Source organism: Ideonella alba, from assembly GCF_018069875.1.
GTDB classification, from domain to species: Bacteria; Pseudomonadota; Gammaproteobacteria; order Burkholderiales; family Burkholderiaceae_C; genus Ideonella; species Ideonella alba.
Window position 1 is genome coordinate 395,042 of record NZ_JAGQDF010000003.1, and the last position, 26,754, is coordinate 421,795.

Annotated in this window: 21 protein-coding genes; 7 read left to right on the forward strand and 14 right to left on the reverse strand. The window is 70.8% G+C overall.

Annotated features, from left to right (window positions below):
* Window position 1 precedes the first annotated feature (1 nt).
* A complete protein-coding gene (locus KAK07_RS07090; protein ID WP_210851380.1) occupies window positions 2-1,228 on the reverse strand; it encodes a glycosyltransferase in 1,227 nt (408 codons plus the stop codon).
* Between the two features lie 279 nt (window positions 1,229-1,507).
* Between KAK07_RS07090 and KAK07_RS07095 the strand changes: the two genes are divergently transcribed.
* The 6 genes from KAK07_RS07095 (at window position 1,508) to KAK07_RS07120 (ending at window position 10,243) form a co-directional block, all read left to right on the forward strand.
* Window positions 1,508-4,132 carry a glycosyltransferase gene (locus KAK07_RS07095; RefSeq protein WP_210851382.1) on the forward strand — a complete coding sequence of 875 codons (2,625 nt, stop codon included), beginning with the start codon at window positions 1,508-1,510 and terminating at the stop codon, window positions 4,130-4,132.
* A 100-nt stretch (window positions 4,133-4,232) separates the two neighbouring features.
* Complete coding sequence (locus KAK07_RS07100) at window positions 4,233-5,048, forward strand: ABC transporter permease (RefSeq protein WP_210851384.1); 816 nt, start codon at window positions 4,233-4,235, stop codon at window positions 5,046-5,048.
* A 7-nt stretch (window positions 5,049-5,055) separates the two neighbouring features.
* Window positions 5,056-5,736 (forward strand): ABC transporter ATP-binding protein, encoded by a 681-nt coding sequence (locus KAK07_RS07105; RefSeq protein WP_210851386.1) that lies wholly within the window; start codon window positions 5,056-5,058, stop codon window positions 5,734-5,736.
* Window positions 5,736-6,863: a KpsE/RkpR family capsule polysaccharide export protein gene (locus KAK07_RS07110; RefSeq protein WP_210859820.1), complete on the forward strand. Its 1,128-nt coding sequence runs from the start codon at window positions 5,736-5,738 to the stop codon at window positions 6,861-6,863. Before KAK07_RS07105 ends, KAK07_RS07110 begins: the two co-directional genes overlap by 1 nt.
* Before the next feature lie 3 nt (window positions 6,864-6,866).
* On the forward strand, window positions 6,867-8,582 hold the full coding sequence (locus tag KAK07_RS07115; protein ID WP_210859821.1) for a polysaccharide biosynthesis/export family protein: 1,716 nt from the start codon (window positions 6,867-6,869) through the stop codon (window positions 8,580-8,582).
* 338 nt (window positions 8,583-8,920) lie between these two features.
* A complete protein-coding gene (locus KAK07_RS07120; RefSeq protein ID WP_210859822.1) occupies window positions 8,921-10,243 on the forward strand; it encodes a hypothetical protein in 1,323 nt (440 codons plus the stop codon).
* Here KAK07_RS07120 and KAK07_RS07125 read toward each other — a convergent pair whose 3' ends face one another.
* The 12 genes from KAK07_RS07125 to KAK07_RS07180 all read right to left on the reverse strand — a co-directional run bounded on the left by KAK07_RS07125 (window position 10,244) and on the right by KAK07_RS07180 (window position 23,763).
* Window positions 10,244-11,503, reverse strand: coding sequence for a hypothetical protein (locus KAK07_RS07125; RefSeq protein WP_210859823.1), 1,260 nt, complete (start codon window positions 11,501-11,503; stop codon window positions 10,244-10,246). It abuts the gene before it with no gap.
* Complete coding sequence (locus KAK07_RS07130) at window positions 11,500-12,291, reverse strand: sulfotransferase family 2 domain-containing protein (RefSeq protein WP_210859825.1); 792 nt, start codon at window positions 12,289-12,291, stop codon at window positions 11,500-11,502. The genes KAK07_RS07125 and KAK07_RS07130 overlap by 4 nt, the downstream gene beginning before the upstream one ends.
* Before the next feature lie 47 nt (window positions 12,292-12,338).
* Entirely contained in the window at window positions 12,339-13,070 is a 732-nt protein-coding gene (locus KAK07_RS25690) for a CatB-related O-acetyltransferase (protein ID WP_210859828.1), read from the reverse strand.
* A 248-nt stretch (window positions 13,071-13,318) separates the two neighbouring features.
* Entirely contained in the window at window positions 13,319-13,699 is a 381-nt protein-coding gene (locus tag KAK07_RS07140) for a hypothetical protein (protein ID WP_210859830.1), read from the reverse strand.
* A 159-nt stretch (window positions 13,700-13,858) separates the two neighbouring features.
* A complete protein-coding gene (locus KAK07_RS07145; protein WP_210859831.1) occupies window positions 13,859-14,980 on the reverse strand; it encodes a UDP-galactopyranose/dTDP-fucopyranose mutase family protein in 1,122 nt (373 codons plus the stop codon).
* A gap of 137 nt (window positions 14,981-15,117) precedes the next feature.
* Window positions 15,118-16,566, reverse strand: coding sequence for a mannose-1-phosphate guanylyltransferase/mannose-6-phosphate isomerase (locus KAK07_RS07150; RefSeq protein WP_210859832.1), 1,449 nt, complete (start codon window positions 16,564-16,566; stop codon window positions 15,118-15,120).
* 61 nt (window positions 16,567-16,627) lie between these two features.
* On the reverse strand, window positions 16,628-17,167 hold the full coding sequence (gene rfbC, locus KAK07_RS07155) for a dTDP-4-dehydrorhamnose 3,5-epimerase (protein WP_210859833.1): 540 nt from the start codon (window positions 17,165-17,167) through the stop codon (window positions 16,628-16,630).
* A 35-nt stretch (window positions 17,168-17,202) separates the two neighbouring features.
* The gene (locus KAK07_RS25580; protein WP_210859834.1) at window positions 17,203-18,711 is read right to left on the reverse strand and encodes a DUF1501 domain-containing protein; all 1,509 of its coding nucleotides are present in this window, start codon (window positions 18,709-18,711) and stop codon (window positions 17,203-17,205) included.
* Window positions 18,712-18,716: 5 nt separating this feature from the next.
* Complete coding sequence (locus tag KAK07_RS07165) at window positions 18,717-20,522, reverse strand: DUF1800 domain-containing protein (protein WP_310740709.1); 1,806 nt, start codon at window positions 20,520-20,522, stop codon at window positions 18,717-18,719.
* A gap of 262 nt (window positions 20,523-20,784) precedes the next feature.
* Window positions 20,785-21,630: a hypothetical protein gene (locus KAK07_RS07170; protein WP_210859836.1), complete on the reverse strand. Its 846-nt coding sequence runs from the start codon at window positions 21,628-21,630 to the stop codon at window positions 20,785-20,787.
* Between the two features lie 436 nt (window positions 21,631-22,066).
* Window positions 22,067-22,243 carry a hypothetical protein gene (locus tag KAK07_RS07175; protein ID WP_210859838.1) on the reverse strand — a complete coding sequence of 59 codons (177 nt, stop codon included), beginning with the start codon at window positions 22,241-22,243 and terminating at the stop codon, window positions 22,067-22,069.
* Between the two features lie 101 nt (window positions 22,244-22,344).
* Window positions 22,345-23,763 carry an MBL fold metallo-hydrolase RNA specificity domain-containing protein gene (locus tag KAK07_RS07180; RefSeq protein ID WP_210859840.1) on the reverse strand — a complete coding sequence of 473 codons (1,419 nt, stop codon included), beginning with the start codon at window positions 23,761-23,763 and terminating at the stop codon, window positions 22,345-22,347.
* A 150-nt stretch (window positions 23,764-23,913) separates the two neighbouring features.
* Between KAK07_RS07180 and KAK07_RS07185 the strand changes: the two genes are divergently transcribed.
* Window positions 23,914-24,462: a Uma2 family endonuclease gene (locus tag KAK07_RS07185; protein WP_247664258.1), complete on the forward strand. Its 549-nt coding sequence runs from the start codon at window positions 23,914-23,916 to the stop codon at window positions 24,460-24,462.
* A gap of 38 nt (window positions 24,463-24,500) precedes the next feature.
* Here KAK07_RS07185 and KAK07_RS07190 read toward each other — a convergent pair whose 3' ends face one another.
* Window positions 24,501-26,603, reverse strand: a complete 2,103-nt coding sequence (locus KAK07_RS07190) for a hypothetical protein (protein WP_210859850.1) — start codon at window positions 26,601-26,603, stop codon at window positions 24,501-24,503.
* Window positions 26,604-26,754 lie beyond the last annotated feature (151 nt).

Here is a 26,754-nt window from a genome sequence, read left to right on the forward strand (position 1 = left end):
GTCAGCCGCAGACCTGTGCGATCACCTGCTGCCACCGCGGCAGGCAGACGCTGCGCAGGTCACAGCGCTCGACCACCGTGCGGCGCGCGGCGGCGCGCAGCGCGGCGTCGGCCTGCGGCGGGGCCAGCAGCACGCGCGCCGCGGCGTCGGCCAGACCCTCGGTGTCGAAGAAGTCGACCAGGCTGCCGTTCACGCCGTCCTCGATGAAGTCCTGCACCGGCGCGGTCCGGCTGCCGATCACATGGCCGCCCACGCTCATCGCCTCCAGGCAGCTCCAGCTCAGCACGAAGGGATAGGTCAGGTAGACATGGGCGCGCGCCACCTGCAGCAGCCGGCTCAGCGCGGCGCGCGGCAGCAGGCCGGTGAAATGCACCCGCGACAGGTCCAGCTGGTCCTGCACCTCGGCCAGGAAGTGCTGCTTCCAGGTGCTGCCGGCGGGCGCCGCGGCGCCGTAGCTGACGCCGTCGCCACCCACGATCACCACCTGCGCGTCGGGCACCAGGCGCTGCAGCCGGGGCAGGGCGCGCATGAAGCGGTGGTAGCCGCGGTAGGGCTCCAGGTTGCGGTTGACGAAGCTCAGCACCCGGTCGCCCGGGCCCAGGTCCAGCCCCAGGGCGGGCCATTGGAAGCGGGCCTGCGGGTCGGGCGCGATGGCCTGGGTGTCAATGCCGTCAAAGACCACGCTCAGCTTGGACGCGAACGCCGCCGGCATCCGGCTGGCCTGCCAGGCGGTGGGCACCACACCGTGGTCCATCTGCAACAGTGCTTCGCTCAAGGCGGTGTTGCGCATCCGCAGCTTGACCCGCTCGTCTATGCCCACGCGGTCGAATTCGGGGTCGAAGCCCACGTCGGCGCCGTCGCTGCCGTAGAAGAACTCCATCAGGCAGATCAGCCGGGCGCGCGGGAAGATGTCCTTGACGAACAGCGCCTCGCCCCAGCCGGGGTGGGCGATGACCATGTCGGGCACCCGGCCGGCGCGCGAGAGCGCCAGCATCGCCCGGGCGCAGGCCTCGCCGCGCAGCACCTTGGTCTCGGCGTCGCGCAGCAGGATGTGGGGCAGCGGCAGGCCCTCAGGCCGACTCACCTGGTAACGGTGGATCTGCACGCCGGGCAGCGGCTCGCAGGGGTGCACGCACAGCGCATGCACCTCGTGTCCGGCCGCCGCCAGCGTGGGCGCCAGGTGGCGAAATTGGCCCGGAAAGTTCTGGTGGATGAACAGAATCCGCATCGAAAGCAGGAATAGTGGCGCCTGTCCACCCACTTTAGGGGGAGTCTAAACAGGCCGCTTTGCTACATTCCCCGGACTCAGGGAGACCCATAGGGTACCGGGGCCGCTGTTCGCGGCAGATGATGAGCACCCCCCAAGGGCCGGGCCAGGCCCCGCCCACTCCCGACAAGGGGCTGGACGACATGGGGCGGCCCGGCGATTTCTTCAGAGGTATCAGTTGAGCGGCTGGCGGGGTGAGCGTTGATCGAGGTGCCCAAGCGCGCCTTGGACGCGCGGGTGATGTTGCAAAGCATCCGCCTGCTGCGTTCGCTCGGCCGTGCGGTGGGCCGCTCGAATGCGCTGGTGCGCTTCGAGGCCGAGCTGACCCGGGGCATGGGCCTGTTCGACACGCCGTTCTACCTGTCCCAGGTCGACGCCGCCGAACTCGACGGCATGAAGCCGCTGCGCCACTACGTGCTGCGCGGCGACGCCGCCGGCCTGTCGCCCAGCCCGCTGCTCGATGTGCGCCACTACGATGCCCAGTGCAGTGACCGCCAGGGCATCAACCGCCTGCTGCACTACGGCCTGATCGGCCGCTTCCAGGGCCTGTCGCCCTCGCCCTTGTTCGACGCCGAGTACTACCTGCGTTGCAACCCGGACGTCGCGCAGTCGGGCGTCGAGCCGCTGCGCCATTTCGTGCGCTGGGGCTGGCGCGAGGGCCGCAACCCGCTGCCCGGCGTCGACATCCGCCGCCTGCTGGCCAGTCAGCCCGAGCTGAGGGTGGTCAAGGGCAATGCACTGGCGCTGTTCGCCACCGACGCGATCGCCCGCCATGTGCAGGCCAATGCGCAGGAGCGCGCCGGCCGGGTGCCGGCGCCGGTGCCGGTGCGCCGCACCGACAGCCCGCTGGAGCGCGACATGCTCGACCCCGAGCTGTGGCAGGGCGTGCAGCCGCGCCAGTGGCCGGCGGAACCGCAGGTGGACGTGCTGATCCCGGTCTACGGCGGTCTGCAGGAGACCCTGCGCTGCCTCTACACCGTGCTGACCACGCCGGTGCGCACGCCGCACGAGGTGGTGGTGGTCAACGACGCCAGCCCGCTGCCCGAGCTGTCAGCGATGCTGCGCACGCTGGCGGGCCGCGGCCTGATCACGCTCGAGGTCAACCGCGCCAACCTGGGCTTTGTCGGCACCGTCAACAAGGGCCTGCGCATGCATAGGCAGCGCGACGTGGTCATCCTCAACAGCGACACCGAGGTCTACAACGACTGGCTCGACCGCCTGCTGGCCCACGCCCGCGCCTACCCGCGCCTGGGCAGCATCACACCGCTGTCGAACAACGCCACGATCTGCAGCTACCCCGAGACCCTGGGCGACAACCGCCTGCCGCTGGAGCTGCCGCACGACGAGATCGACCGCCTCGCCGCCGAGGTCAACCGCCTGCGCCATGTCACCGCGCCCACCGGCGTGGGCTTTTGCATGTACCTGCGCCGCGCGGCGCTGCGCGACGTCGGCCTGCTGGATGAGCGCCGCTTCGGCCGCGGCTATGGCGAAGAGAACGACCTGTGCCAGCGCATGCTGCAGCGCGGCTGGACCAACGCCATCGCCTGCGACATCTATGTGCGCCATGTGGGCTCGGTCAGCTTCAAGGGCGAAGCCGCGCAGCGCACTGCCCGCGCGATCCGCACGCTGGAGCGGCTCTACCCCGACTACAACCAGCAGGTCGCCCGCCACATCGCCGCCGACCCTGCGCTGCCCTACCGCGCGCGCCTGGACCTGGCGCGGCTCAAGCGCCTGCGGCGCGAGCGCAACGTGCTGCTGGTCTGCCACAGCCGCGGCGGCGGCACCGAACGCCACCTGCTGGAAGAGTCCCAGCGCTTGCTGGCCGAGGGATCGGGCGTGTTCGAGCTGCGCCCCTCGCCGCAGGCCGATGCGGTGGCCCTGGTCCACCCCGGCCTGTACGGCCTGCACAACCTGGCGGCGCTGTCGCTGGCGCCCGGCGGCCTGTTCGACGAGGCGGTCGAGGAACTCGGGCTCAACGAGATCCACGTCCACCATCTGATCGACTTCGCGCCGCGAACCGCCGAGCGCCTGACCGAGATCGCTGCCGCCCGCTCGCTGGCACTGCGCGTGGCGGTGCACGACTACTACAGCGTCTGCCCGCGGGTGAACCTGATCAATGCCGAAGGCCGCTACTGCGGCGACGCCGACGGCGAGACCTGCAACCGCTGTCTGAGCGCCGACCAGATGATCAGCCAGACCGGCCCGATCGAGGCCTGGCGCAGCCGCCATGCCAAGCTGCTGTCGGTGGCCGACCAACTGGTGGTGCCCTCCGAGGACGTCGCGCGCCGCATGGTGCGCCTGATGCCGGGCCTGAAGCCCGAGGTCGAGCCGCACGAGGACGAGCCGCCGCCGCGCATCTCGGCCTCGCCGCTGGTGCCGGCCGGTCAGGCGGTGCGGGTGATGGTGATCGGCGCGATCAGCCGCATCAAGGGCTTCGACGTGGTGCTGGGCCTGGCCCGGGCCGCGCGCGAGGCCCAGCTGCCGCTGGAGCTGTCGCTGCTGGGCTACTCGATGAACGACGGCGAGCTCGGCAGCCACGGTGTGCGCCTGCTGGGCCGCTACTTCGACAACGAGCTGGGCGAGCGCATCCACCAGGCCGACCCGCACCTGATCCTGGTGCCCTCGGTCTGGCCCGAGACCTACTGCTACGTGCTCTCCGGCGCGCTGCACAGCGGCCGCCGGGTGGCGGTGTTCGATCTGGGCGCCCAGGCCGACCGCGCCCGCCAGCACGACCCGCACCACCTGGTGCTGCCCCTGGCGCTGGCCGACCGCCACGAGGAACTGGCGCGGCTGCTGGTGGGCTCGGCGCGCGCGCCCGAGCTGGCCAGCGGCGCCGAGCCGGTGCGTGCGCAGGGGGGGGCATGATGCAGTGCAACAGCCGCCCCCACTACACTAGGCGGGTGATCGTCGTTCCGTACCTGGCCGCCCGCCGCGCCCGCCTCGTCCTGCACCGGGGGGCCATCGCATGAGCCTGTCGGCGGTCAACCAGGTCCTGAAGCGGCGCACGCCCTGGCAGATCCAGAAGGCCGTGGTCTTCGCGCTGGTGATGCGCGAGCTCAAGACCCGCTTCGGCGGTCACTGGACCGGCGTGTTCTGGATGTTCGCCGAGCCGATCGCCGAGCTGATGATGTTCCTGTGGATGAACACCGCCATCCGCGGCCGCATCTCGCGCGACGGCTACGACTTCATCATCTTCCTGCTCGCCGGCGCCACCGGCTTCCGGATGTTCCGCGCACTGTGGGGCCGGCTCAGCCACGCGGCCGCGGCCAACCGGGGCCTGTTCGGCTTCAAGCAGGTCAAGCCGATGGATGCCTTCGTCGCCCGCACCCTGCTGTACGTGGCCATGGAGGTTGCGATCTTCCTGATGACCGCCCTGCTGCTGGCGCGCATGGGCTACGGCCCCTTGATTCCCCGGGACATCCTGGCCTTCATGGGCGTGCTGATCCTGTTCGTGCTGCAGGGGTTGTCACTGGGCATCATGTTTGCGGTGCTGCTGGACCTGGCGCCGCGCCTGGACCTGGTCACCTCGGTGCTGACGATGCCGCTGATGGTCATCTCCGGCGTGATCTTCCAGCTGCATGACCTGCCGCCCGCAGTCATCCAGTGGCTGCTCTACAACCCGCTGCTGCACCTGGTCGAGATGTCGCGGCTGGCCTACCTGCCCACCTACCGGCCGCTGCAGGGCGCGAACATCTACTACCCGATGATGTGGGTGATCGTGACCACCACGCTGGCCCTGATGCTGTACCGCTGGCGCCATCGTCAGCTGATCGCCTCGTGAGCGTCGGATGATCGAGCTCGTCAACCTCACCAAGTACTACCCCACCCCGCAGGGGCGCTACTACGTCTTCCGCGACCTGAATTTCACCTTCCCGGACGGCGTCAGCATCGGCCTGATGGGGCGCAACGGCGCCGGCAAGTCGACCCTGATGCGCATGATGGGCGGGCTGGATTCGCCCGACAGCGGCGAGGTCCGCACCAACAACAGCATCTCCTGGCCGGTGGGCTTCGGCTCGGGCTTCCAGGGCTCGCTCAGCGCCCGTGACAACGTGCGCTTCGTCTGCCGCGTCTACGGCGCCCATGGCGAGGCGATGCGCGAGCGCGTGCGCTTCGTCGAGGAGTTCGCCGAGATCGGCCGCTTCTTCGACATGCCACTCAAGACCCTGTCCTCCGGCATGCGAGGACGGGTCAGCTTCGGGCTGAGCATGGCCTTCGCCTTCGACTACTACCTGGTCGACGAGGGCATGGCCGCGGGCGACCCGATCTTCCGCAAGAAGGCCCATGCCGCCTTCAAGGAGCGCGTCAGCCGGGCCAACCTGATCCTGGTGTCGCACAACATCAAGGACATCCAGGACCTGTGTGACGTCGTCGTCATCCTCGAGGGCGGTGCCGTCACGCTCTATGAAGACGTCGCCGAAGGCCTGAAGGTCTACCAGAACATGAAATCGCCTGCGGCGACACCTCGCTGATGAACATCCTCAAGATCCTCAACCCGCGCGTCGTCGCCCTGCTGACGCTGGTGCTGCCGACGGCGCTGGGCACCGTCTACTACGCCGGCCTGGCCGCCGACCGCTACGTCAGCCACGCCGTGGTCGGCGTCAAGGACACCAGCGACGGCGGCTCCTCCGGCGGCAGCGGGGGCCTGGCCGGCGCTGCGTCCATGCTGCTGGGCGGCGGCGGCTCACCCACCTCGCTGGGCGACACCTTCTATCTGCAGAACTACATCCTGTCGATGGATCTGCTGAACAAGCTGGACGCCCGCCTGAAGCTGCGCGAGCACTACAGCCACTCCGGCCTGGACCCGATCTACCGCGTCTGGAGCTGGACCACCCAGGAGTCCTTCCTGGACTTCTACCGCAATCGGGTGGAGATCACGCGCGACGACTACTCCGGCCTGCTGACCATTGACGTGCAGGGTTTCGAGCCACGCTTCGCCCAGGCCCTGGCCCAGGGCATCCTGCAGGAGAGCGAAGCCTTCATCAACGAGTACTCGCACCGCATCGCGCGCGAGAAGATGCGCTTCGCCGAGGGCGAGCTGCAGGACACGCGCAAGCGCCTGGAGAAGGCCAAGCAGGAGGTGGCCACCTTCCAGACCACCTACAAGCTGCTCGACCCCGGCTCGCAGGCCGCCGCCGCCAGCTCCCTGACGGCCGGCCTGCAGGCCCGGCTGGCGCAGCAGGAAGCCGACCTGCGCGCCGCGCTGGCCATCATGCAGGACGACTCCTTCCAGGTGCGCACGCTGCGCGCCCAGCTGGCCGCCACCCGCGCCCAGCTCGAGTCCGAGCGCCTGCGCACCACCGGGGCCAGCGTCGACAGCGCCCAGCTGCCGGCCCTGAACATCAAGTTCCAGGAGCTGCTGGCCACGGCCGTCTTCGCCGAGGAGACCCACAAGGCCTCGCTGATGGCCTACGAGCACGCGCGCCTCGAGGCCTCGCGCAAGCTCAAGACGGTGGTCGTCATCGAACCCCCCACGCTGCCCCAGGAAGCGCTCTACCCGCGCCGCATCTACAACCTGCTGACCGTGATCGCCCTGGCCGTCATGGCCTACCTGATCATGCGCCTGACCCTGGCCACGATCCGCGAGCACCAGGACTGACCCATGAAGAACCGTCTCCACATCGCCCTGTCGCTGCCGCTGGTCCTGCTGGCCCTGCTGGGTCAGCCCCTGGCGCAGGCCCAGGCGCCCGCGGCGGCGTCTGCGTCTGCGCCGGCGCCGACCGCCCCCGCACCGTCCCTGGTCATCGTGCCGCCGACGACCGCACCGGCGCCGGCCACGCCGGCCACCACCGCCACCGTGCCGCTGGCGCCGCTGCCCATCGATCCGGCCACCAGCCTCAAGCCGGTGGTCTTCGGCTCGCAGATGTTCACCGGCCGCTTCGCCCAGCAGACCTTCAGCGGTTTCAACCCCGACTACCAGATCGCCGTGGGCGACCGGCTGATGGTGCGCATGTGGGGCGCGCAGGTCTACGAGGCCTACCAGACCGTTGACCCGCAGGGCAACATCTTCGTGCCCAATGTCGGCCCGGTGGCCGTGCTGGGCGTGCGCAACACTGACCTCAACCGCCAGGTCGAGGAAGCGGTCAAGCGCGTCTTCCGCTCCAATGTCGGCACCTACGCGACGCTGGATTCGGCCCAGCCGGTCAAGCTCTTCGTTACCGGCTTCGTGCGCGCGCCGGGCCTGTATGCCGGCCTGTCGTCCGACTCGGTGCTGGCCTACCTCGATCGCGCCGGCGGCATCGACCCCGAGCGCGGCAGCTACCTCAACGTGCAGGTGCTGCGCGCCGGGCGCACCCGGGCGACGATCGACCTCTACCGCTTCCTGCTCGACGGCGTGATCGAGCGCCCGCAGCTGCAGGACGGCGACACCATCGTCGTGCAGCCGCGCCGCCACACCGTCACCGTCACCGGCGAGGCGCAGAACCCCTACCTGTTCGAGATCCGCCAAAGCACCATCCCCGCCACCGACCTGCTGCGCTACGCCGTGCCCAAGCCCTCGGCCACCCACCTCAGCGTGGTGCGCAACACCGGCGTCGAGCTGAAGAGCGAATACCACGCGATCGGCAAGGCCGAACAGGTGATGGTGCAGTCGGGTGACCTGGTCACGCTGACCGCCGACAAGTACCCCACCACGCTGCTGGTGCGTGTGGAAGGCGCGCAGCGCGGCGAGCGCTCGATCGTGCTGCCCAACGGGGCCTCGCTGAAGGACCTGATCGCCCGGCTGAACCCCTCGCCGCAGGCCAACATGGCCGGGCTGCAGCTCTACCGCAAGTCGGTGCAGGCGCGCCAGAAGCAGACGCTGGAGGTGGCGCTGCGCAACCTCGAGACCTCGGCCCTGACGGCACGCTCCACCACCGCCGAGGAAGCCGCGCTGCGCAAGACCGAGGCCGACCTGATGCTGGCCTTCGTCGAGCGCGCCCGCAACGTGCAGCCGCTGGGTCAGGTGGTGCTGGCCGACCGTGAATCGGCCGACACGCTGCTGCTGGAAGACGGCGACGTGGTCAACGTGCCCGAGTCCAAGAACCTGGTGCTGGTCAGCGGCGAGGTGCTGTTCCCCAACGCCCTGGTCTACAGCCAGAAGGCCTCGGTCACCGACTATGTCGACCTGGCCGGCGGCTTCACTCAGAAGGCCGACACCTCCAAGGTGCTGGTGCTGCGCGCCAACGGCAGCGTGGCGCCGTCCGGCAGCACCCCGGGCCCGGGCGACGAGATCATGGTCCTGCCCAAGATCGACTCGAAGAACGTCGAGGTGGCCCGCGGCCTCACGCAGATCATTTACCAGATCGCCATCGCGGCGAAGGTGGCGCTGGGCCTGTAAGCCGCGCCCTCCCAGACCCCCGCCTGACCAGGGCGCCGGACGCGAGTCCGGCGCCCTTTGTCTTTGGATCAGCCCCTTGGCAGGGGCGCATTCCCCCGATTCAGTCGCTGCTGCTGTTGTCGTGATCGGCGGCAGCGCTGCGAACTTGAGCGGCAACAGCGCCAGAAAGGTCCCCCACACACGCCTCAACGGCGAAGCCCAGCCCTCCGAAACCCAGGCCATGCGCCGCGCAGCACGCGCCGCGCGCCACCAGCCGAGGTTTCGCGATGTCTGTCTCCGTCACTCCTGTCCGCGGTGCCCTGCCGGCCCGTCCCCTTCATGCCCTCAGTCTGCTGGCCATGGCCGCAGCCCTCAGCGCCTGCGGCGGCGGCGGTGGTGGCAGCAGCACCGACACCGGCGGCAACGTCGACCAGCCTCAGGGCGGCGGCGGCGGCACCACCACGATCGACGCGCTGTCCAGCGGCACCGGCGTGTTCCACTTCAAGGTGGGCGCCACGCTGGCCACCGACACCGGCCTGAAGGGCGCCACCGGTGGCAGCACCTACGCGGCCTGGAACCCGGCGAGCAGCAACAAGCTGCTGTCGGCCGGCCTGAAGGTCACCTTCTTCGGCAAGGCCAGCGGCTGCCCCACGACGCGTGACGGCCCGGTCGGCGCCGGCGAGGCGCGCGACCTGGGCGTGGCGGCGGCGGCGGCGGCGATCAGCAGCAGCGCCTCGACGCTGTGGCGCTGGGCCCCCTCCGGCCAGTCCAGCGGCTGCAACAGCGCCTCCAAGGTGCTCAGCGGGCCGTCGATCACCTACCTGAACCCCACCGACACCACCGGCGGCCTGGCCATGTACACGCATGCCGGCCCGCGCAGCGACGGCAGCAACGGCCTGGTCGACGCCTATGGCTCCGACGGCCAGGACGGCAAGGGCAGCAACGCCCACATCATCGGCACCTTCTCGTCCTTCCGGCAGAACTGGAGCAGCAGCTCGGCCATCAAGCCCTGGGTGGGCCTGAAGTCCACCGCGCAGCAGGCCGCCGCGCGGGTGGTGGCCACGCTGGGCGTGGGCGCCGCCGACCTGGGCGCCGACGTGACCGGCCAGACCATCCAGGCCAAGCAGCAGATCGACGTCAGCTTCATCAACACCCAGTGCATGGCCGAGGGCTACAGCGCCAAGCGCCCGTGCCAGCTGCAGTACCTGTTCAACACCGCGATCTACCGCTACGGCGTGACCGACTGGTCCAGCGTCGGCTGGTTCCAGGAAGGCAGCGTCTGGTTCGACCCGGCGCAGGGCGGCGTGCCGGTGATCGACGGTCCGGTCAAGGCCTCGGGCCAGACCGTGGTGGACGGCACCAGCGGCCTGGCGCTGTTCAGCTCCAAGGGCGACGCCACGCAGCACGGCAGCTTCAGCGGCAAGACCTTCGACCTGCGCATCAGCTTCACCCAGCTGCAGAACGTGCTGCGGGTGATCTCGGGTCGCAAGGCCGGCGTGGCGCCGGCCGATGTCAGCGACGACCTGCTCGCCGCCGACTGGGGCACGCGCTGGAACGATCCGAGCGCCTGGGCGCTGCTCAGCACGGCCGTGGGTCAGGAGATCTACAACCCCGAGTCGCAGCAGCGCACCGTCAGCATCGGCGGCAACCTCAAGCAGCTCTACGTGGCGCCGCAGTCCTGATCAGCGCGGCAGGCTGCTGATCTCCAGCAGCCGCAGCTGGCCACCGATCGCGGCGGTCTCGCGGCCGCCGCGGTTGTAGGCCTCCTGGCCGACGTTCACATCCAGCAGCACCCAGGCCTCGGGGCGGTTCCAGTCGGGGCCGAACTCGGCCTCCAGCTCCTCGGCGCGCAGGTTCTCGGGCGCGCGCCGCAGCTGACGCCCGACAATCACCCGCTGCGCCGCCAGCAGGTCGCGAAAGCGCACCCGCAGGTCGAACAGCCGATCGGCGAAGGGCTGGTGCTGTGACGCCGCGCCCTCCGAGCGGTACAGCGGCAGCTGGCTGCCGGCGTCCAGTGCCACGCGCCCCGCCTCGCCCACCGGACCGTGCACCACCGGCATCGCGCCCTGGGCCGGGTCACCCATCACCGAGGCCTGCTGGAACCAGGCCACGCGCGACCAGTCACTCACGCCGCTGCGGTAGACCGCGGTGTTGAACAGGTACTGGATCTGGCACAGGCGCCGCTGGCCGGGGCGGTTCTCGCGCAGGCAGCGCGGGTTGATGACGGTCATCCCCAGCTGCTGCTTGACCTGCACCTCGCCTTCGGGCGTGCGCGCCGAGCCGGCCTGCACCTGGGCCACGCCCTGGCGCGAGCGCAGCTGCAGCGTCGATTCGGAGCCGCCGGCCCAGGGGCGGAACGGGTCCGGCCCGTTCCAGGCCTGGCGGAAGTGCACGAAGCTGCCCTGGATGTAGGCGTTCGCGCCGGTGCGACCCTGGCCGCCGGGGCCGTAGGCCTTGAAGCGGGTCTGCGGGCCGCTGGTGCTGTACAGCCCCAGGCCGCCCTCGTCGGGGTCGGTGTTGAGCTGCGCGAAGGCCAGCTCGCCCGGCGCGTCATCCGCCGCGCTGCCGCGGCACAGCCGCGGCTCAGGCGCCGGCGCCCAGCGGTGGCGCTGGCCCTGGCGGCCCGGCGGCAGGCCGGTCAGCTCTGCCAGCTGGCGCCAGCGGGCGCCGTCAAAGGATTCCTGCAGCGGCCCGCCCTGCGGCGCCTCGGTGCCACCGGGGCAGCCGTCCAGCTCACCGAAGAACATCAGCTTCAGGCCCGGGCGCAGGATCGCGTCGGTCGGACCGCCGTTCCACGAGCGCCAGACGTCCGAGGTGGCCAGCCGCTGGTAATTGCCCGGCCCGAACAGCTGCAGCGTGGCGCCGGGGCGCTCCTGCGCCGCAGCGGCGCCGCACAGCGCCAGGCTGACGGTCAGGGCCAGCGGGCGCCGGGTGGGGGTCATGCGGCGGGGCCGCCCAGGCGCTGGCGGTAGAGCGCGTAGAGCTCGTTGTCCATCTCGCACCAGGAGGCGATGCAGGCCATGGTCTCGTCCGAGGCGCCCAGCTCGCGCAGGCGCTGCACGCGCGAGGCCACCGGCAGGCCGTCGTTGACGTTGTTGCGGAACTCGCGCTCGGGCACGCTGCGCCCGGGCATGGCCAGGTCGCGGATGGTCTGGAACACGGCGGGCATCTCGTCCACCGTGAACACCCGGTCCAATTCGGCCAGGTTGGCGCGGGCCATGTCCATCAGCTGGGTGCGGCTGATCAGGCCACGGTTCTGCAGCCCGATCAGGCCGGTGCGTCCGCGGTAGGTGCGGCCGGCGAAGTAGTAGGTGTAGAAGTTGTCGTAGTGGTCGTTCAGGAAGTTGCGCAGGTGCGGCGGCCCGGCGAGGAAGTACTCGTTGGGCGACATCTCGGCCGCGGCGCGCATGCCGGTGTGCTGCGGCTTGGCGCGTTCCTGCGGCGACAGCGCCTCGCCCTGCTTGCGCAGGAAGAAGTAGAACGACAGGATGCGCTCCATCGGATCGCGCAGGATCGTGAAGCGGTAGCTGGGCCCCTTCAGGCAGTCCAGCAGGCACCAGTCGAAGTGGCCCGAGAACACCTGGTAGCGGTTCAGCTCGGCGATGCTCATCGGCCGCAGCTGGTCGTTGACGCGGGCCGGGCAGATCACCGAGGGCTCGAACGCCGCCTCCAGGGCGGCATGCACCGACTGGCCGGCGGTCTTGGGAATGTGGAGAAAGACGACGCGCATGGATCACCAAGCCGGCGGCCGACAGGGCCGCTCGGCGCAGAGGCCGATCAGGTCAGCGAGGACAGCTGGATCTTCTCGGGCTGGTAGGTCTGCTTGCCATCGGCACGCAGCTGTTCGACGAAGTCGAGGAAGGCCGGGAACTGGTCGACCGGCGCGCCCTTGAGGTCCCAGGGCGCGAACTCCCACCAGCGGCTGCGCAGCATGCGCTCGACCCGCTTGTCGCGGAAGCGGTACTTCTTGACCACCGCCGGGCTGCCGGCCACCACCGCGTAGGGCGGCACGTCCTTGGTGACCACCGACATCGCCGCGATCACCGCGCCGTCGCCGATCGTCACGCCCGGCAGGATGAAGGCACCGTGGCCGATCCAGACATCGTTGCCGATGGTGGTGAGCTTGGCGGTCACCGGCGGCGCGGTGCGCGGGAAGTCCTTGCCCGGCTGCATCGTGTGGCCGTCGGGCGGCGGCATGTCCAGCACGCTCTTGAAGTCCTGGTAGAAGAACGGCGAGGTGCTGAACCAGTGCATCGGGTGCGGATGGCGGCCGATCTGCACGTTCTCGCCGAAGGAGCAGTAGCGGCCGATGCGGCAACCGAAGTAAAAGCCGCTGACCGCGTAGCTGAAGGCGCCCAGGTGCAGCGAGTGCGCCACCTGCATCCACTTCAGGCTGCAGGGCGGCTCGAAGACCACGTTGTCCGGCAGCGTCGCGCCGGGGGACAGCAGGGTCGACACGCCGCGAGCGGCCATCTTGTCGATGAGTCCCGAGGTGAGTTTGATCGGCATGCGCGGACGGCAATGAGACGACGGCAGGGCCGTCGAGAAAGCACAAGGCCCGAGCGCGGGGCACTCGGGCCGTCAAGGCCCGATCATGTTGAGTCGGGCCATCAGGGCCCGATCAAACTGACTCAGGCCATCAGGGCCCGATCAAACCGACTCGGGCCATCAGGGCCCGATCGTGTTGATTCGGGCCGTCAGGGCCAACCAGCCCGGGCAGGGCAGGTCGATCAGGCCGGCTTGGCGGCCTGGCTCGATCAGGCCGGCTTGGCGGCCTTGGCGGCCTGCTTGGCGCCCTTGCCGGCCTGGCGGGCGGCCTTCTTCTCGGCGCGTGCAGCGACGCGCTCGGGGCCCACGGTCTTCTTGCCGGCGGCGCGCTCGGCCTTGGCTTCGGCGTCCTTGGCCTTGGCCAGCTTCAGCACGACGCGGCGCTTGGCTTCGCCACCTTCCTCGCCCTTGGCGGGCTTGGTCACCACCTGGAAGTTGCCCAGCGGTGCCATCTTGATCGCGCCATCGGGGGCGCTGCCGAGTTCTTCGGACAGGGCGGTCAGCGCGGTGCGCAGCACCTTGTTGATCTGCGGCGCGGCGATCTCGGGGTGAGCGGCGGCGACTTTGGCGGCCAGTTCCTTGATACCCATGTCGATACTTTCCTTGTGTCAGCTTTCGGAGGGTGCAGGCGGGACGACGAGCCTGCCACTGCACGCGGTGAATTATGCGACCAATCATTGGACGCACAGGTGCACAAACTGGGGGCTTTGCTCAGCGCGCGCGGCCCGGGCCGGGACATTTGCACGCTCTCAGGCGGCGCGCGCGCCGATGAAGGCGCGCACCGCGTCCAGTGCGGCGCGGATGGTCACGTCCATGTCCATGTAGCGGTAGGTGCCCAGGCGCCCCACGAACGTGACGCCCTGCTCGCGCGCCGCGCGGGCCTGGTAGGCCTGCAGCAACTGGTCGCCTTCGGTCAGGTGCACCGGGTAGTAGGGGATGTCGTTCTCGCCGCAGCGGCGGCTGAACTCGCGGTAGCAGACCGAGCGCGCATGCTCCTCCCAGGGGGCGAAGTGCTTGTGCTCGGTGATGCGGGTGTAGGGCACCTCGACATCGTTGTAGTTCATCACCGCGCAGCCCTGCACGTCGCCCTCGCCCTCGAAGCGCTCGAAGTCGAGCGTGCGGTAGGGCAGGCGGCCCTCGGCATGGCCGTAGAAGGCGTCCAGCGGACCCGACCAGAAGACATGGTCGTACTGGCCCACATCGGCCGGCCGCAGCGCGCTGCCCAGGTGCACGACGATGTTCGGGTGGTCCAGCATGCGCTGGACCATCACGGTGTAGCCCTCGGCCGGCATGCCCTGAAAGCGGTGGGCGAAGTAGTTGTCGTTGTAGTTGAAGCGCACCGGCAGGCGCTTCAGGATGGACGCCGGCAGGCGCTTCGGGTCGACCTCCCACTGCTTGAGCGTGTAGCCCTTGAAGAAGGCCTCGTACAGCTCGCGGCCGATGAAGCGCAGCGCCTGCTCCTCAAAGCTCTGCGGGTCGGTGATCGTGGTGTCGGCCTGGCTCTCGATGAAGGCGCGCGCCTCGGCCGGCGAGAAGGTCTTGCCGAAGAACTGGTTGATCGTGTGCAGGTTGATCGGCAGCGAGAACACCTGCCCGCGCGCCGTGGCCTTGACCCGGTTCACGTAGGGTTTGAAGTCCATGTAGCGGTTCACCAGCGTCCACACCTCCTCGTCGTCGGTGTGGAAGATGTGCGGCCCGTAGACATGCACCATCACGCCCGAGCCCGCGTCGCGCTCGGTGTGGCAGTTGCCGGCCACATGGGGCCGGGTCTCGTGGATCGTGATGCGGTGGCCGCGCTCGGCCAGTTCGCGGGCAATGACCGCGCAGGACAGGCCCGCGCCGGCCATGCCGATGTGCATCGATTCGCTCATGGGTGCTCTCCGTCCGGAGCAGCCATGATCACGGCGGCGGCGGCGGCCGGTTCAGCCCAAAAGCGCCCGTCCGCGCCTGCTTTTCCGCACCCCGCGGGCGGGGCGGGCCGGGCAGGGCCCGGCCGGGGCCGTTCCTGTCAGCTGGTGCGGCCGTAGGTGTCCTCGAAGCGGACGATGTCGTCCTCGCCCAGGTAGCTGCCCGACTGCACCTCGACGATTTCCAGGTCCACCTTGCCCGGGTTGGCCAGGCGGTGCACCTGGCCCAGCGGGATGTAGGTGCTCTGGTTCTCGGTCAGCAGCAGGGTCTTGTCGCCGTTGGTGATCTCGGCGGTGCCGCTGACCACGATCCAGTGCTCGGCGCGGTGGTGGTGCATCTGCAGGCTCAAGCTGGCACCCGGCTTGACCATGATGCGCTTGACCTGGAAGCGCGGGCCCATGTCGATGCTGTCGTACCAGCCCCAGGGGCGGTGCACCTTGCGGTGCAGCAGCTGCTCGCTGCGGCCACCGGCGGCCAGTCGGTTGACGATGTGCTTGACGTCCTGGCTGCGGCTGCGGTCGGCCACCATCACCGAGTCGGAGGTCTCCACCACCACCAGATCGCGTACGCCCACCGTGGTCACCAGGCGGCTGCTGGCGTGCACCAGGGTGCGCTCGGTGTCGTGCAGCATCACGTCGCCGGCGGCCACGTTGCCGGCCTCGTCCTGCGCGCCCACCTGCCACACGGCGTCCCAGGCGCCCAGGTCGTTCCAGCCGGCGGCCAGCGGCACCACGCGGATGTCGAAGGCGCTGCCGGGGCAGCGCTCCATCACCGCGTAGTCCACCGATTCGGAGGGCACGGCCTCGAAGGCGGCCTTGTCCGGGCGCACGAAGCGGCCGTCGGCCTGGCGGCCGGCCCAGGCGGCTTCGCAGGCGCGCAGGATGTCGGGGCGGAACTGCGCCAGCGCGGCCAGCCACACCGAGGCGCGCAGCACGAACATGCCCGAGTTCCAGGTGTAGCCGCCCTCGGCCAGGTAGGCCGCGGCGGTGGCGGCGTCGGGCTTCTCGACGAAGCGCGCCACCTTGGCGGGGCTGCCGCTGCCGGCCTCGGCGCGGATGTAGCCGTAGCCGGTCTCGGGCTTGTCGGGCGTGACGCCCAGGATCACGATGCTGCCCTGCGCCGCCTGGGCCACGGCCTGGCGCAGCGCGGCGTTGAACGCGGCGCCATCGGCCACGGTCTGGTCGGCCGGGGTGACCACCATCACCGGGTCGGCGCCGTCGGCGCGGGCCTGCAGCGCGGCCAGCGTGAGCGCCGGCGCGGTGTTGCGGCCGGCCGGCTCCAGCAGCACGGCGGCGGGTTCCTGGCGGATCTCGCGCAGCTGCTCCAGCGTCAGGAAGCGGTGCTCGGCATTGCCCACCACCACCAGCGGCTGCACCGCCAGGTCAGGGCCGGCCAGGTCGGCCAGGCGCTGCGCGGCCTGCTGGAACAGGCTGCTGTCGCCCGACAGCACCAGGAACTGCTTGGGGAAGCCGGCGCGCGACAGCGGCCACAGCCGGGTGCCGCTGCCACCGGCCATGATCACGGGAACGACGGAGGTCTTGTCAGTCATTGCAGGGTCTCGGTCAATGAAGGAGATGGAAGACAGACGCAGGATCCGCGCCCGCCAGGGGTCAGGTCGGGTTCAGGCGCGGGGCTGCGGCGTCCTTGGGCGACAGCAGCGGCGCCATGCCCACATCGGGCCAGGCGATCGCCAGGTCGGGGTCGTCCCAGCGGATCGCGCCCTCGGCCTGCGGGGCATAGTAGTCGGTGGTCTTGTAGAGGAAATCGGCGCTGTCGCTGAGCACCAGAAAGCCATGCGCCAGGCCGGGCGGGATCCACAGCTGGCGCTGGTTGTCGGCGCTCAGCTCCAGCCCCACCCAGCGGCCGAAGGTGGTGCTGCCGGGGCGGATGTCCACCGCCACGTCGAACACCGCGCCGGCCGCCACCCGCACCAGCTTGCCCTGGGCATGCGGCGCGTTCTGGAAGTGCAGGCCGCGCAGCACGCCCTTGGCCGAGCGCGAGTGGTTGTCCTGCACGAAGGCCGTGGGCTGCCCCACCGCCTCGTCGAAGACGCGCTGGTTGAAGCTCTCCATGAAGAAGCCCCGGTCGTCGCCGAATCGCTTGGGCGTGAAGATCAGGACCCCCTCCAGGGCAGTGGGCTCGACGTGCATGGCCCGCGCAGTATCGCCTGATTGCCCGGCGCGGCTCACCCCAAGAAAGCGAGTCGGCGCGCGGTGGTGGGCCAGTTGCCCAGCGCCGGCAGCAGGGCCAGCAGCTCGCTGTCGCTCAGGCCGAACCAGCGGCCCAGCGTGGCGGCGTAGCTGGCCAGACCGGTGCTGGGCAGCAGCGCGCCGCGCTGGATCTGGTCGGTGCTGTCGAACTCGCCGTTGCCGATCGCCGGGCCATAGGTGGGCAGGCTGCCGTAAAGCTCGCCGCCGCGCACCGCGCCGCCCATCACGAAGTGGTGGCCGCCCCAGCCGTGGTCGGTGCCGTCGCCGTTGCTGACGAAGCTGCGCCCGAAGTCGCTGGCCGTGAAGGTGGTGACCGACTGGTCCACGCCCATCTGCGACAGCGTGCGGTCGAAATAGCCCAGCCCGTGCGACAGCTGCGCCAGCAGCCGCGCATGGCGCGAGGGCTGGTCATCGTGGGTGTCCCAGCCGCTGAGGCTGACGAAGAACACCTGCCGCCCCATGCCCAGCGCGCTGCGCGCCGCGATCACCCGGGCCACCGCCTGCAACTGGCCGGCCAGCGGGTTGAAGGCGGCGGCGCCGCTCAGCGGATCGGTGCATTGCAGCAGCGGGTCGGCGGCCTGGGTCTTGGCGCCCGCGCTGCTCCAGGGGCCGGCTGCCAGGCCCGGCAGCGCGGCCGAGAGCAGCGCCTCGCTGCCCACCGAGCGCTGGGTCAGCGCCGCCAGGTCGCCTTCGAGCACGCCGTTGCCGCGCTGGCGGCCGGCCACGGCCAGCAGCGCCTGGCGCGTGGCGGCGCTGCCCAGCAGCGTCTCGCCCGCACCGCCCAGGCGCACCGGGCCGGTGCCGGCGATCTGGCCGCCGGGCAGACCGGCCACGCTGGTCCACACCGCGCTGCCGTTGACACCAATCGCCGCCAGCCCCGGGTGGGCGTTCGAGGCCCCGGCGCGCGCCGCGAAGGCGCCGCCCCAGCCTTGGGTGCTGCCTTCGTTGCCGAAGGACTGCCAGTAGGCCTGCTGGTCGTTGTGCGAGAACAGCCGCCCGGGCCGGCTGCCGCGGCCGGCGGTCCAGTCGGCCTTGGTCAGCGGCTGCGACAGCGCCCCCACGTTGGACACCACGGCCAGCCGGCGCGCCGCGAACAGGTCGCGCACCGTGCCCAGCACCGGGTGCAGCGCCATCTGGCGGCCGCCCGGCAGCGCGGTCACCGGCTCCAGCGGCAGCACGCCGCCCAGGCGCGCGTTCACCGAGGACGCACCGGGCCGGGCCGGCGTGCCCGGCGCGGCCAGCGCCACCGGGTCGCTGCCGCCGCCACGGGCGGCCTCATAGGCGGCCCAGGACGCGGCGTCCAGCGGCAGCACGGTGTTGCAGGCGTCGTTGCCGCCGAACAGGAACACGCAGACCAGGGCCTTGTAGCCGCTGGTGCTGGCTGCGGCGGCCTGCTGCATGGCCAGCAGGTTCAGCGCCATCGGGCTGGCGGTGTACAGGGCGGCCTGGCGCAACCAGGCGCGGCGGGACAGGGAAGGGCTCACGGGGCTCACCTCTGGACGATGAATTCGGGGCTGGCAGCGGTGATCAGCACCGCGGCCTGGACACGACGCAGCCGGGCGTCATCGACCTTGGCGCGGTTGCTGCCATCGGCCTTCAGCGCGGGCACGGCGATGCCGGTGACGCCCTGCACCACCAGGGTCTTCAGCGCCGCAGGCGCCGTCGGGCCCAGCAGGCGCGCGGTGGTGGCCTCCACCAGTTGGGTGGGCGAGTCGGCCAGTGGCAGCAGGCTGCTCAGGTCGGGGTGCAGGTCGGGGCGGGTGCCCAGGCTGGTGCGATTGTGGGTGCCCACGCCCAGGGTGACCAGTTTGGCCATGTGGTTCACATAGCCGGCCACGCTGACCTCGGTGGTGGTCTGCCACTCGGGCACGGTCATGCCCAGCGCGCCGGCCTGGCCCTCCAGCGGCACATGGCCGGGGCGGAAGAAGTTGAACACCGTGGGCGAGCGCAGCGGCGTCTGGCCCAGGCCGCTGGCGGGGTCGTCATCCACCTCCATCAGCACCTGGCCCGAGTCGGACTTCGGCCCCAGCGCGCGCAGCAGCGCGGTCTGGCGCAGCACCGGCTCGCGCAGCTTGCCGAAGCCGGGGCTGGCGGCGGCGGTGGCGCTGCGCGCTTCCGGGTCCAGCAGGATGGCGCGCACCACGGCGCGCAGGTCGCCGCGCACCCCGGCGCCGTTGTTCGCCCACACCGCCGAGATGCGTGCCACATAGGCCGGGCTGGGGTGGCTGGTCACCAGGCGCTGGATCAGCTGGCGGCCGATGAACGGCCCCACCGACGCGTGGTTGGCCAGCGTGTCCAGCGCCACCCGCAGGCTCAGCGAGGGCTGCGCCGTGGATTGCGCCGCCACCGTGGTGCCCAGGAAGCTCTTGGCCTGGGTCTCGTGGAAGGCCGGGTAGCCCTGCATCGGCCGCCACACAGCGTCGCCCGCGGCCAGGAAGGGCGTGGCGAAGCGCGCGGTGCTGGTGTCGGGGCCGGCCCAGGAGAAGCCGGTCATCACCTGCGACAGGCCCTCCACATCGGCCGGGCCATAGTTCTCCACCGGCAGCCCGCCCACCAGGCGCGGGGTGCCGTCGGGGTTCAGCGCCACCAGGCCGATGCTGAACAGCTGCATCAGCTCGCGGGCGAAGTTCTGGTCGGGCTCGCGGCCGCCCACCGGGTCGGCCTTGCGGTTGCGCAGGTGCGACAGGTACATGCCCATCGCCGGGTGCAGCGCCACCTGCTCGATCAGCTGGCGGTAGTTGCCCAGCGCGTTGGCGCGCAGCATGTCCAGGTACGAGGCCGCCGACACCGCCTTGCGGCCCGACAGGTCGTTGGTGGAGACCACCATGATCTCTGACAGCGCAAAGGCCACTCGCTGGCGCAGTTGGTCCGCGCCGAACAGCGCCTGCTGGTGGAACGACGAACTCACCGACGCCGCCCCCGCCGACAGGCTGGGGTTGCGCGCGCGCACCGCGGCGTCATCGGCCAGCCAGCGCGACAGGTGCGAGCCCTGCGGCGCCAGCGCCATCTGGGCATCGATCCAGGCCGCCGGGCCGATGGCCATGACGCGCTGGATCTCGGCCTCGGTGGGCCCGAAGCTGGCCTGGGTCAGCAGCCGGAAGGCGTCGGCCCGGGTGGTGGGCGTGGCCGGGGTGGTGGCCTGCGCCACCTCAAATGTGCTGACGGTGCCCGTGGTGGTGCTGGCCGTGCCGGTCTGACTGGTGCTGACCTGGCCTGTGGTGTCGGCCGCCTGGGCTGCTTCGGCGGTGGTATCTGTAGCGGCCGGGTCACCTCCGCCGCAGCCTGCCAGCAGCACCAGCGCGCTGGCCCCTACCCACCCTTGCCACCGCCGGGACCACGGTCCCGGCCTGGCGCCACCGCGCCGATTCGTCTGCCGCATTGCTGCCACCCACCATCCGGGCGCGCCTCCGGAGCGAGACGCGCATCAGACCCGGTACTTCGGCAGGTGGGCGGGGGCCTTGAGCGGCAGGGGGTGGTGGAATGCACAGAACCGGTCAACCCGGCGCTGGCACAAGCGGAATCAGCGGATGTTCAACCACTGCCAACGGGTGGCCAACTCAAGCCACTCGGGCACCTAGGGCCTGTTCACACTGCCGGAACGGTTGCGAAGGCCCGCCAAATCGGGCCAATCTAGGCGCAGCGCGCCGCCCGCACTGATGTGCGGGCAAGCGGTGCAACGACGAGTGGCCCGATTTGGCGGGCCTTCCCGAGGGGTTGAAGCCCAGAAAGGCCGCAGGCGGCGTTGCACATCCTCGCCGGGTATCCAACCCGGCTACGGTGTGCGCCTTGCCTGCGGCCTTTCTGGGCATCAACGCAATCCCTTCCGGTAGTGTGAACAGGCCCTGGTCCAGCGATCTCATCTCGTCGATCGTGATGCTGACCCGCGCCGCCATGGCAGGGAGGTCGGCTTCAAATCGCCGAAGACGCTGGCTGATGTCCGCATCACCACGCGGACGGTGCGCTTCGGGCCACAACTCCTTGGTTTTGGCCGCCAGGAACTTTCTCACGGCCTTGACCAGCAGATCCGGCTGGTGGTCGTGGTACGAAGCATCCTGGCCGGCCAGATCACTCAGCGTCTGCTTGTCCTGAAACCGCTCGGCCGCCAGCAGCAGGAAGTCTCGTTGTCCGCGGCGGGTCGAGCCAAACCGGCTGGCCCCCACGGCCAGGCCGCATTCAAAGGGCATGTTGAAGCGCGGCAGGTTCTGCTCGGCCGACCACTCGACGCGGCAAATGTCATGGATCGAGAAGCGTGACTCGCCAATGATGCGGACGATCTTGGCCAGCCGGGTCTCGCCGGAGCCGTTGGCTTCCAGGGCTGACCTGGCCACGAAGCCGCAGTCATGGATAGTGAACAGGCAGGCGTGGAGCAGCGGCAGGTACGCCGCGTCAAACGGGCAGTTCACGAACACAGAACGGTCGAAGACTTCCGACCGATGCCGTCCCACCGCTAAACCACGCTCAGTACCGCAGCGTCCAGGTCATCGGGATCGATACGGCAGGAGCGCATGGCAGGTGCGAGCACCACATGCCTGCGATGCGGGGAAGGGGCCGCGCGCTTGACCTTGCCGTGGGTCACCACACCAACCAAGCGGGCAGTGCTGGCCGGCACCGCGCCTGGACGGGCCTTCCCCGCCTGCGCCACGCCCAGTGGCTCTGACCACTTGGCGCGCAACGACACTGTGTCGCCGGTCATGGGCTGTGACCGCGCCGACGCTCTCGCACGTGCGGTCGCGCTCGCGGTCTTGTGAGGTCCCTTGCTGGCCATGTCGCGAGTCTAAGCCCAGCACGCTTGAGCCGTCACGCCGCGCTGGGTACAGCCGGCGTCGCGCCTTGAGCCGCTCAGCGCTTGAGCCGCCGCACCATCAGCCCCACCGCCAGCACGCCCGCGGCCAGGCCGGCCAGCAGGGTGTCCAGGTCCGAGGTGTCGGGGAGGGCTCCATCGGCTGCCATGCTGCTGTGCATCATGACCAGACCCGTCAGCAGCACCGGCAGCTGACCCCATGGGAAGCGCTTCATTGCAGGTCCTTTCAATGCGAGGGTTGTTGCAATGCAGCATAAAGATGGAGGCGGGCGTCCGTCGCCCCCTAAGCCTAGGGGTTTCTACCAACTTTCTCACGCTAGCGGGGGATCAGGACCTCGGTGCCGGGGTAGCGCTGGCGCAGCAGGCCGGCGAGCATGGCCTTGGCCGTGGCGTCGCCGTGCACCAGTCGCAGCTGGCGCGGCGGCCGGGGCAGGCCGGCCACCCAGGCCAGCAGACCCGCCTGGTCGGCGTGGGCCGAGTAGCCGCCCAGCAGGTGCACATGGGCACGGATGGGCACGGTCTGGCCGTCCAGGTCGACGCTGGCGCTGGGGTCGGGCGCGCGGCCGGCCTGTTCCTGCAGGCGCCGCCCCGGCGTGCCCACCGCCTGGTAGCCGCACAGCAGCACGTCGTGCCGGGCGTCGGGCAGCAGCGCCTTCAGGTAGTTCACGATGCGCCCGCCCGCGCACATGCCGCTGGCCGCGATGACGATGGCCGGCTCGCCGCTGCGCGCCAGGTGGTTCACCACCCGCAGGTGCTGCTCGTGCGGCCCCACCGTCTGCAGCTGCGAGAAATCCAGCGGGTGCCGCCCCGCCGCCAGCTGGGCCCGCGCTTCGTCGTCCCAGTAGGCCTTCAGGCGGGCGTAGCCGCGGGTGAAATCGGCCGCCAGCGGGGAGTCGACCACCACGGTCAGATCGCCCCAGGCCAGGCCGGGCGCCGCCGGCTGCTGGCGCTGGGTGTGGACGATGTCTTCCAGCTCGTAGAGCAGCTCCTGCGTGCGGCCGATGCTGAAGGCCGGGATCAGCACCGTGCCGTGGTTGGCCAGCGCGCGTTCGATGACGGCCTGCAGGCGCAGCCGGCGCTGGCGCCGGTCGTCGTGCAGGCGGTTGCCGTAGGTGCTCTCCAGCACCAGCACGTCGGCCCCGCCGCGCGGCAGCGCGGGGTCGGGCAGCAGCGGGGTGTCGGTGGCGCCCAGGTCGCCCGAGAAGACGATGCGCTGCGGCGTGCTGCCCGCCTCGCGCAGGTCCAGCTCGACGAAGGCCGAGCCCAGGATGTGACCGGCCGGCTGCAGCCGCAGCATCAGCTGGCCGCGCTCGTCGTCCCACAGCGTGTGCCACTGGCCGTAGTGCAGCGGCACCAGGCGCTGGCGCAGCCGCGCCAGCAGCGGCGCCACCAGGTGGCGCTCGGCCGCGAAGCCGATCTCCATGGCGTCTTCCAGCACCAGCGGCAGCAGCTCGGCCGAGGCCTGGCTGCACAGGATGGGTCCGTCAAAGCCCGCCGCCACCAACTGCGGCACGCGCCCGACGTGGTCGATGTGGACATGCGTGATCACCAGCGCCTGCACGCCCTGCAGCGCCAAGCCCACGTCCAGCCGGCCCGCGCCGGCACCGCCATCGGACGAGGTTTCCGCGCCCTGAAACAGCCCGCAGTCCACCAGCACCGAGCGGCCGCACGCCGCCTGCAGCTGATGACACGAGCCGGTGACGCCGCGCGTGGCGCCGTGGTGAAAGATCTGCATGCCGCCCTGCTGCCAGTGATGAGTGCAAGCCAGTCTGGCGCAGGCCGCGGGGCGGGGCGATCCCCCTGAAGAGGGAGTGAAGAGAGGCACCGCTTCGCTGAGCATGGCGGCCTATCATTCACGGCCAGCGACCTGCCCATGGGACACGCCTTGCAACGCGACCGCCTCGAGATCGACGCCTACCTCGCCTGGGACCACACCCAGACCGAGCGCAGCCAGCTGGTGGACGGCGAGATCTTCGCCATGACCGGCGCCGAAGACCGACATGTCACGGTGGCCGGCAATGTCTACATCGCCCTGCGCGAACACCTGCGCGACAGCCCCTGCCGCGTCTACATGAGTGACATGAAGCTGCGCGTCGATGCCGCGCGGAGCGTCTTCTACCCCGACGTGATGGTCACCTGCGACCCGCGCGACCACGACAGCCGCCTGCTCAAGCAGCACCCCTGTCTGGTGGTGGAAGTGCTGTCGCCCAGCACCGCCGCCTTCGACCGCGGCGACAAGTTCGCCCATTACCGCCAGCTGCCCAGCCTGGCCGAGTACCTGCTGATCGACCTGGACACCCGCCGCTGCGACCTCTACCGCAAAGGCGCTGACGGCCTGTGGGTGCTGCACCCCACCGAGCCCGGCCAGGCGCTGTCGCTGGCCAGCGTGGACCTGAGCCTCAGCGCCCAGCGGCTGTTCGAGCAGGTGGACTGACCCGTCAGGGCCCGCCCACCCCCGTCATTCCGCCCCGGTCAATCCGCACCCACCAGATCCTCTGTCTGCGGCACCCCCACCAGCCTCATCAGGGCCCGCCGATGGCGTGCGCGCAAGCCGCGGTGCGTGCTGCTTGACGCGGCGGGGCCGGTGCTGACCACCTGCAGGCCCATCGGGCCGTGCCAGACCTCGCGGCCCAGGCTGCCCAGCTGGCGCTCGATGCGTTCGCGTATCACGGCCCAGCCGTCGGGGTATCCAAGCGTGACCGGGGGCAGGCCGCGGGCCAGGTCGGTGCGCAGCATGTAGCCGTCCTGGCCGGCGGCCAGGCCGGAGCGGCGCTCCAGCACGGTGATGTGGCCGCCCTCGGTGATCGCCAGTTGCAGCGCCATGCTGACTGCCGCCTGCGGGTGCTGCGCCAGGTGCAGCTGGCGCGCCCGCAGGGCCTGCGGGTGCCACACGAAGCCTGGGGTGGCCCAGATCATCCACGGGGTGGTGACCGAGTCGATGGCCTCGTCGGTGCGGCCGGACACCTCCAGGTCGGGGTCCACGCGCACTTCCTGGACAGCCCGGCTGCCCGGCGGCAGGTCGGCGTCGGTCAGCGGTCGGTCGGTCACCACCAGGATCTGCAGGTCGGGCGCGTCCTGCATCAGCAGGCTGCGCAGCGTCAGGCGTGCGTCGTCCTCGGCGCCGGGCTGGGTATCGCCCATGCCGGGCCACAGCATCACGGCGGTCACCGGCATCGGCAGCGGCCAGGGCTGGGCGGCGGGCCAGGACGTGGCGGCGGCCGCGTCCAGCAGGGCCTGCGGCGAGAACGCGGTGCCCGTGGCCAGTGGGGTCAGGCCCAGGGTCTGCCACCAGTCGTTCAGCGTCTGCCAGGCGCGGGTGGTTTGCTGCTGGTGGATGGCCAGCGTGATCTGGCTGACCGCCAGCCAGGCCCGGTCGCTGGCCGACCCCGACGCGGCCAGGCTGTCGCGCCAGTCGGCCAGCAGCGCCTCGGCCTGCGACTCGCGGCCCGACAGGCACAGGGCGGCCACGGCGTCGTGGCCTTCCACGCCCGGCGCCAGTTCCGGGGCGCCATAGCGTTCGCACCAGTCAAACCAGCGCTGCAGGCCGCCCGGCTGGCGCAGGCACTCGCGCAGCGCGCGCGCCGACCACCACGAGCGCAGCTCCTCCAGCGGCGCCCGGGCTTCCAGCCAATCCAGCAGGTGCGCGCCGTCCACATCGTTGTCCAGCAGCCAGCTCAGCTCGATCTGCGCCGTGGTGCGCAGCGCCGCCTGGCGGGGCCAGTGCCGCGCCAGCGCCTGCTCCATGGTCTCCAGCCAGGGCTGGCGCAGCACCTGGGTCTGCTCGGCCTGCAGCGCCAGTCGCGCCAGCGCCTGGCGCTGGACGGCCTTGGGCCAGGCGTTCAGCACCGAGTCCGGCCAGTTCAGCCACGCCGACCACAGGCCATTGCCCGCGCGCCAGTGCGCCACCCGCTCGGCCTGTTCCAGCCAGTCGGCCCAGGCCCCGGCGGGCACCCGCGCGCGCCAGGCCGCGATGACACCCGCATGGCCGCCCTGCACCCAGTGCTCCAGGCGGCTGAAGGCGCCCGGGTCAGGAGTGAAGTTGCTGTGCGCATCGCCGGCCGTCAGCCAGCGGCTGTCCAGGTGACGCATCCAGGTGGCCACAAAGGCCTCGTCGCCTTCGCCGGCCCACAGGGCCAGCACCTGAGGCCACCAGTTGCCGGTGTTGTCGGCCTGGTCCACCCGCGCCATCAGCGCACGGGCGCCGGTGGGGCGGCGCAGCGCCACGCCGCGCTGCACCTGTTCCTTGCGCCAGGCTGGCTTGCCGGGGGTGTCTTCGGACACGCGCTGCCACAGCGGGGCGAGTTCACGGTCCCATGGCGTGGTCCAGAGCCATTCCACCAGCGCCTGGCGCAGGGCCGGCTGCTGCGCCGCCTGGTCCCAGCCGCTTTGCCAGCGCTGCAGCACGGCCGGCAGATCGGCTCGCGCCGCGGCCAGCTCGCAACCCAGCATCCACCAGCGGGTGGGCGGCGTCACTTGCATGGGACGGGTCAGGTACAGCGCCTCGGCGGCGTCCACGCCCTGGTCGCGCCATGTTTGCCGCACCCTGTCGATGCCCACCACCTGTTGATCTGCCATTGCGTCCCAGCCTTGCTTGCGAAAACCGGCGCGGATTTTCGCTGTGCGATGGCGAACACAGGCATCAGGTCCGGCCCGCGGGCGTGACGGATGTCCGGCGACTGCCCACCAACTGTGGCGCGGGCCGCGCACACCCTGCCCCGGAAGTGCT